Origin of the sequence: Lentibacillus kimchii (assembly GCF_042666895.1) — a bacterium.
GTDB classification, from domain to species: domain Bacteria; phylum Bacillota; class Bacilli; order Bacillales; family Amphibacillaceae; genus Lentibacillus; species Lentibacillus kimchii.
In genome coordinates this window covers 76,192-82,825 of sequence record NZ_JBHTGR010000015.1, presented here as the reverse complement: position 1 = coordinate 82,825, position 6,634 = coordinate 76,192, and the positions used below count along the sequence as shown (strand labels likewise).

The 6,634-nt window shown below is 44.3% G+C and carries 7 protein-coding genes; 3 read left to right on the top strand and 4 right to left on the bottom strand.

All coding sequences use genetic code 11. From position 1 onward, the window contains the following. Both ACFQU8_RS07940 and cysK read left to right on the top strand, forming a co-directional pair. Positions 1 to 268: hypothetical protein (locus ACFQU8_RS07940; protein ID WP_382358675.1), on the top strand; the 268-nt coding region annotated here is incomplete at its 5' end. Between the two features lie 120 nt (positions 269 to 388). Next, positions 389 to 1,303 carry a cysteine synthase A gene (gene cysK, locus ACFQU8_RS07935; RefSeq protein WP_382358674.1) on the top strand — a complete coding sequence of 305 codons (915 nt, stop codon included), beginning with the start codon at positions 389 to 391 and terminating at the stop codon, positions 1,301 to 1,303. A gap of 285 nt (positions 1,304 to 1,588) precedes the next feature. On the opposite strand, the gene ACFQU8_RS07930 is transcribed toward cysK, so the two are convergent. The 3 genes from ACFQU8_RS07930 to ACFQU8_RS07920 form a co-directional block, all read right to left on the bottom strand. Next, positions 1,589 to 2,938 carry a sensor histidine kinase gene (locus tag ACFQU8_RS07930; RefSeq protein ID WP_382358673.1) on the bottom strand — a complete coding sequence of 450 codons (1,350 nt, stop codon included), beginning with the start codon at positions 2,936 to 2,938 and terminating at the stop codon, positions 1,589 to 1,591. After that, positions 2,935 to 3,639 carry a response regulator transcription factor gene (locus tag ACFQU8_RS07925; RefSeq protein WP_382358672.1) on the bottom strand — a complete coding sequence of 235 codons (705 nt, stop codon included), beginning with the start codon at positions 3,637 to 3,639 and terminating at the stop codon, positions 2,935 to 2,937. The genes ACFQU8_RS07930 and ACFQU8_RS07925 overlap by 4 nt, the downstream gene beginning before the upstream one ends. A gap of 248 nt (positions 3,640 to 3,887) precedes the next feature. Then, positions 3,888 to 4,304: a DUF5342 family protein gene (locus tag ACFQU8_RS07920; RefSeq protein ID WP_382358671.1), complete on the bottom strand. Its 417-nt coding sequence runs from the start codon at positions 4,302 to 4,304 to the stop codon at positions 3,888 to 3,890. 266 nt (positions 4,305 to 4,570) lie between these two features. Between ACFQU8_RS07920 and gpmA the strand changes: the two genes are divergently transcribed. Next, positions 4,571 to 5,275, top strand: coding sequence for a 2,3-diphosphoglycerate-dependent phosphoglycerate mutase (gene gpmA, locus ACFQU8_RS07915; protein ID WP_382358670.1), 705 nt, complete (start codon positions 4,571 to 4,573; stop codon positions 5,273 to 5,275). Positions 5,276 to 5,354: 79 nt separating this feature from the next. Here the strand turns inward: gpmA and ACFQU8_RS07910 are convergent, their stop codons facing one another. Next, positions 5,355 to 6,500: an MFS transporter gene (locus tag ACFQU8_RS07910; RefSeq protein ID WP_382358669.1), complete on the bottom strand. Its 1,146-nt coding sequence runs from the start codon at positions 6,498 to 6,500 to the stop codon at positions 5,355 to 5,357. Between the last annotated feature and the right edge of the window lie 134 nt (positions 6,501 to 6,634).

Sequence of the window (6,634 nt, the reverse complement as noted above, 5' to 3'; positions counted from 1 at the left end):
GCTGTGCTCGCGCGCCTTCGTGCTGTGCTCGCGCGCCCCCGTGCTGTGCTCGTGCGCCCCCGTGCTGTGCTCGCGCGCCCTCGTGCTGTGCTCGCGCGCCTTCGTGCTGTGCTCGCGCGCCCTCGTGCTGTGCTCGCGCGCCTTCGTGCTGTGCTCGCGCGCCTTCGTGCTGTGCTCGCGCGCCCCCGTGCTGTGCTCGCGCGCCTTCGTGCTGTGCTCGCGCGCCTTCGTACTGTGCTCGCGCGCCTACTCCTGCACACCTTACTAAATCCTTCCCTTCCATCCAACTTAAATATTGGGAACAGCTGCATAAACCTGTTAATATAGAGTAAACTACTAGGAATTAAGCTGCGGCTCATTTCCCGCTTGATAAGGAGTGTATCCGAATATGGACGTTGTACAAAATATGGCGGAGCTAATCGGCAAGACGCCGATTGTCAAATTGAATCGTCTGGTACCTGAGGGATCTGCGGATGTCTACATTAAACTTGAATCCATGAATCCTAGCATGAGTGTCAAAGATCGTGCTGCTTACAGCATGATTAAAACGGCAGATGATCAGGGTCTTTTGGAGCCCGGCGCGACGATTATTGAGCCGACCAGCGGCAATACGGGCATCGGCCTTGCTATGAATGCCGCTGCTAAAGGCTATAAGGCGATTATGGTTATGCCGGATAACAGCACATTAGAGCGGCGGAATCTTTTAAAGGCTTATGGTGCTGAGGTTGTGCTCACCCCGAGTGCGGAGAAAATGCCTGGTGCGATTAACAAGGCGCTCGAACTGCAGAAGGACATACCAGGCAGCTTTATCCCCCAGCAATTCGAAAATGAAGCCAATCCGGACATTCACCGCTCAACGACAGCTCTGGAAATTGTTGAGCAGATGGATGGCGATCTCGATGCTTTCGTCTGCACAGCCGGTACGGGAGGCACCGTCACTGGAACAGGCGAGGTTTTAAAGGAAAAAATACCTGGTTTAACGATTACCGTTGCTGAACCTAAGGGATCCCCCGTCTTATCGGGCGGTGAGCCTGGTCCGCATAAGTTAGTTGGCACGAGTCCCGGATTCGTTCCGCAAATTTTGAACACCAGCGTTTACGACGAAATTATGCAAATTGAGGATGAGGATGCCATCGATATGTTCCGCCGGCTTCCACAGCGTGAAGGCATCTTTATCGGGCCTTCCGGTGCTGCGGCCGTCTATGCTGCTCTCGACACAGCAAAACGTTTAGGCCCCGGCAAGCGTGTTTTATGCATCGCACCCGACACCGGTGAACGCTATCTAAGCATGGATTTAATCTAAGACATAACATGCCCTGTCCAAAGCAACACACGGCTTCTTCCCCTATGTCGAACGTTTCGCATCGGCCTAATAATGAAAAGTGCGCTCCTTCGCATGGGAACGCACTTTTTTATTAATGACCGCATTTGATAATAAATAATAGTTTGGGAACACTTTTGCTAATTTATATCTTCTTCACCAGATGAATTAACGGAGATTATCACATGGATCACCTGTGATTTATATATGGCGCGATTATTGACACTTACGTAACACATAACAAACAATATCCAGAAGAATTCAAAGTTAATTTAAATAAATTGTAAACGCCGTTCCTTTGTCTTCCTCGCTTTCAACAGTGACGTTACCACCATGTTTAGCAATAATTCCCGCAGCAATAGAAAGACCTAGACCTGTACCTCCTGATTGGCTGTTACGCGATTTATCGACACGATAAAAACGTCCAAAAATCTGATCCAAGTCCTCTTTGGGTATGCCAATACCCTCATCAATTACAGTGATTGTTATTCTGTTATCTACTTCTTTAAGATTAATTTGAACAGGCTGATCGCTGTATTTAATAGCGTTATCTACAAAAATGTACAGCACTTGTTTAAGTTTCTGTGGATCCCAATCCACATAAATTTCGTCCCTATCAGAAAGAAATTGAACATTTCGGTTATAAGTGATTGACAACGTTCGTTGAATCGCTTGACAAAAGCTGACGAGTTCAATGGACTCGGGATAAATGGATTCATCCCCACGCTCGGTCGCTGCCAAGTTTAGCATTTTTTCCGTCAGCATTTTCATTCGTTGAGTTTCTGAACTAATTGCCTCAATGGCCTCTTCCCGAATGGATTCATCGTCTTTCCCCCATCGTTTTATTAATTTAGTATAACTTTCAATGACAGTTAAGGGCGTCTTAAGTTCGTGTGAAGCATCTGAAATAAATTGTTTTTCTTTGTCGAAGTTTTCCTCAAGACGATTGATCATATTATTAAACGTTATAGCCATATCATATAATTCATCCTCAGAAAGTCGCGTTGTCTGGATTTTCCTAAATTGACCGCTCGATGCTATCGTTCGCATCGTTTTTGTCATCGAAGAGATAGGATCGAGAAGAATGTTTGCTAATAGTTTGCCTCCCAGAATAGAAAGAAGGACAGCTACAATCGAAGCGACTATTATAATGAATAATAGGAGAGATAAGTTTTCATAAAGAGGATCAAGGGTTCGAGCCAATTCTAAGGTGCCAAGAAAATGATCATTAGCATCGTAAACAGGATACCAGGCTACTAAGTACTTCTCTCCTTGAAGGGTTACCCGTTCATAATCGTCATCTTTCTTAACAACTGGTGAGAGACTTTTTAATTCCTCCTCATTCTCGATTTCATTAACAACATGTCCCTCTGTGTTAATAAATCGGACGATACCATCATCAATAACATGCGCCCTTAACAGTCTGCTATGGCCAGGGGTGGTAAGAAGATCCAAATTGTTATTTTCAGTTATTAGTTCCGCTTGGTCCTGCCAATAATCAGCCTTCTCTTGGATCGCCGCCTGTTTGTAAAAGAAATAAATGGATACATTCATTATCAATAAAATCAAACATAAAAAAACAGAAGAAATCAAATAAATTTTGGTCCGAATTTTCATGATGGATCCGCTCTCATACTATAGCCTACGCCACGGATAGTCTGAATGTAGGATTGTTGAAAACCCTTATCTATTTTCCTTCTCAGGTAGCGAATGTAAACATCAACAACATTCGTTTCACCAACGTAATCATACCCCCATACGTTAACGATGATTTGTTCTCTTTCCAACACTTGATTCTCATTTTTCATTAAATAGGTTAACAAATCAAATTCTTTAGGGGTTAGATCGATTGATTGGTCTTCTCTTTGTACCATCCTGGTATTTAAATTCACTGTAAGATCACCGACCATTATTGTATGTGATTCAAATGGGCTGGATTGCTGTTGACTTTGATATGATCTTAGACAAGCACGGATCCTTGCCAGAAGCTCCTCAATTTCAAATGGTTTTGTTACGTAGTCATTGGCACCAAGATCAAGACCGCTTACTTTGTCCGGAGTCGTATCTTTAGCCGTTAAAATTATGACTGGAACAGTGTTATTCTCGGCCCGTAACCGTCTGAGCACTTCCATACCACTCATCTCCGGGAGCATAATATCCAGCAAAATGAGATCCCATGATGTTGAAGAAAGTTTTCTGAGTGCTTTTTGACCGGTTGATACAGACTCTGTTACATATCCCTCATGCTGAAGTTCAAGACTTATAACGCGCGCAATTCGGGCTTCATCTTCGACAATCAATATGTTTTCTTCCGACATGTGTAATCATCCACCCTCAAATCAAGTAGCTAACATTTTACAAGCATGGAATTGCAACTTTTAATTATTGTTTTCAAAACCACATTATTTATTTATCAAGTCCTGCCTGCTTCACCGTTGGCAAAACCCAATACCATAATTATGCGGATACAGAAATGAAAAAATCTCTTCATAATGAATACATTCCTCATTATGAAGAGATTTTTTTCACGGATGATTAACTCGTCAATTTAAATAGAACATATCTTTTACTGGTTTAATTCGTCCTTAATTCTGCGGTGAACTTCCTCTTCAACATCATGAAGACTGTAAAAGGAAAATTCCTCTTGTAGTGGTTTTGGCTGAAACCAACGAATGTTTCCTTTATCATAAAGACCTTGATATTTCTTTCCTTCAAGAACTAGATCAAATTTCCAATGTTGATAAACGGTATTTGCAAGTATCGGTCTTATTTGGAAATCATTAATTCGACGATGAACCTCTTCTTCAACATCATGAAGACTGTAAAAAGAAAGTTCCTCAGATAGTGGCTTTGGCTGAAACCAACGAATGTTTCCTTTATTATAAAGACCTTGATATTTCTTTCCTTCAAGAACTAGATCAAATTTCAAATATTGATAAACGGTATTTGCAAGCATCGGTTTTATTTGGAAATCATTAAACAATGTGATCAATCTCCTTTAATTATGTGTCAGCTTTAAAATTATTTTCTGTCTGACCAACTTTCAATTTCTATTTTATTGACCACAATTTAAAAAACGATGAGTAGAAGATTAAAATCTTTTAATGAGGAACAAAAAATGCTGTTTGATATACTGCGAAGATTTTTTACCATTTCGTTCGATGCGCACTTTTGCCACCCTGCGTATACGGATTTTTAGCACCAATTATGATAGAATGGGTCTGTACTGCGTTAAAAGGAGGAAACACCATGAAACTTGTTTTAATCAGGCACGGACAGAGTGACTGGAATCTGGAAAACCGGTTCACCGGCTGGACCGATGTGGACCTAACTGAAAAAGGCGCCGACGATGCCAAGCAGGCAGGCCGGATTCTCAAACAGAACGGCTACACGTTTGATATGGCCTATACTTCTTACTTAAAACGGGCCATCAAAACGCTCTATTATGTCCTGGATGAAATGGACGAGCTGTGGCTTCCCGTCCATAAATCATGGAAATTAAATGAACGGCATTACGGCGCGCTGCAGGGATTGGACAAGGCCAAAACAGCTGAGGAGCACGGCGAAGAGCAGGTTCATCAGTGGCGCCGGAGCTTCGACGTTGCCCCGCCGCTTTTGGAAACAAGCGACGAGCGTTTTCCGGCCAATGACCGCAAATACAGCGAGCTCTCCAAGGATGAGCTGCCAGCCGGCGAAAGCCTGAAAGGAACGATCGAACGCGTCATTCCTTATTGGCATGAAACGATTGTCCCCGAACTTGAGAATGACCAGAAAATCGTGATTGCAGCGCACGGCAACAGCTTAAGAGCGCTCGTTAAATACCTGGACAACATCAGTGATCAGGACATCACCGATGTGAATATCCCGACAGGCGTCCCGCTCGTTTATGAACTGGATAACGACCTGAACCCAGTGACCAGTTATTATCTGCGGGATGAGGAATCATCTAATTAAACAGCGCTCCACTAAAACACGCGCACGCCCGATAAGCCGGACGTGCGCGTGTTTTTAATTTTCCAGCCGCGGCAATCACTCATTCCACGCGCCGCCGGTAAACCAGCCACATGCCCAGCACACTGATCAGCAGCCAGACGGTTCCCACTAAAAAGACACCAAAGCCTGTTTCGGCAAACAGACCTGTGACAAACGCACCGGCGACAACACCCAACGAGAAAAAGCCATAGAATAGACCATAAGCCTTTCCGCGTTCGGCTGTGCCAGCATTGCTTGCCACCAGTGCGGTCATTGGCGGGAATATCATTGCAAATCCGACGCCGTAAAAAGCCATGACACCAAACATGAGCCCTTTAACAGTCACGATTTCCAGTAAAGCCAGTGCGAGACCGAGAATGACAATGCCTGTCATCATCGTCGGCGCATAGGGCAGGCGATCATACAGACGGTTAGTGGGCAGAATGAAAATCAGCGTTGCGATAATCGCGAACGTACTCAGCAATATGCCGCTCAAACTGCTGTCAAAGCCCAGTTCCGTTACGCGAAGCGGCAAAGCGTAGGCAAGAATCCCCTGGGAAAACATAAGTGAAAAAGCACCGGCATAGCTCAGCAGCAGACCGCGGCGTTTAAATAGCGCAGCAAAACTGCCTATATGAAGACCGCCATCAACGTTTTCAGAAGGTGTCTTTTGTTTTTCAGGCAGCACAAAATACGCCAGAAATGCTGTCACAATCATTAAGAATCCGATCGTCACAAACACCATATCAGCTCCAAAATTCGAGCTGATAATGCCGCCATAGGCTGGTCCGATAATCGACGCCAGGCCAACGCCGGCTCCGGACAGCGCCATCACTTTTCCCTTTTGCCTCTCTGCATTGTGATTGGCCAAATAAGTGAATGCTGCGGGCACCAGCAAGCCGCCCGACAAGCCATGGAAAAAGCGCACCACCAGAAGAGCACCCGGAGAGTTCACTAACACATAAAGCGTCAGAATCACTCCGGTCACCAGTAAACCAGCGCTAAGAATTCGTTTGATCCCTTTTCGATCAATCACATAGCCGGCCACCATGTTCCCGGCAATATTCGTAAATGAATACATTCCCACAATGATCCCGATCATCAGCGACGACGCGCCAAGCCCCTGCGCATACGGACTCATAATCGGGAGCTGTGAAAAGGTATCGACAAACGCTACCAAAATTAAAAAATAAATAAAATAAATCAAAGTCATCTTCCTTATCATGGGCATTTCAATTAGATATCATTTTACACGGAAGCGTTTGTCCATATCAATGAACAAATTTATGAATTTTTGAATTGGAAACAAGTGCGTACAAGACGGACTGCGGTCCTGGCAGT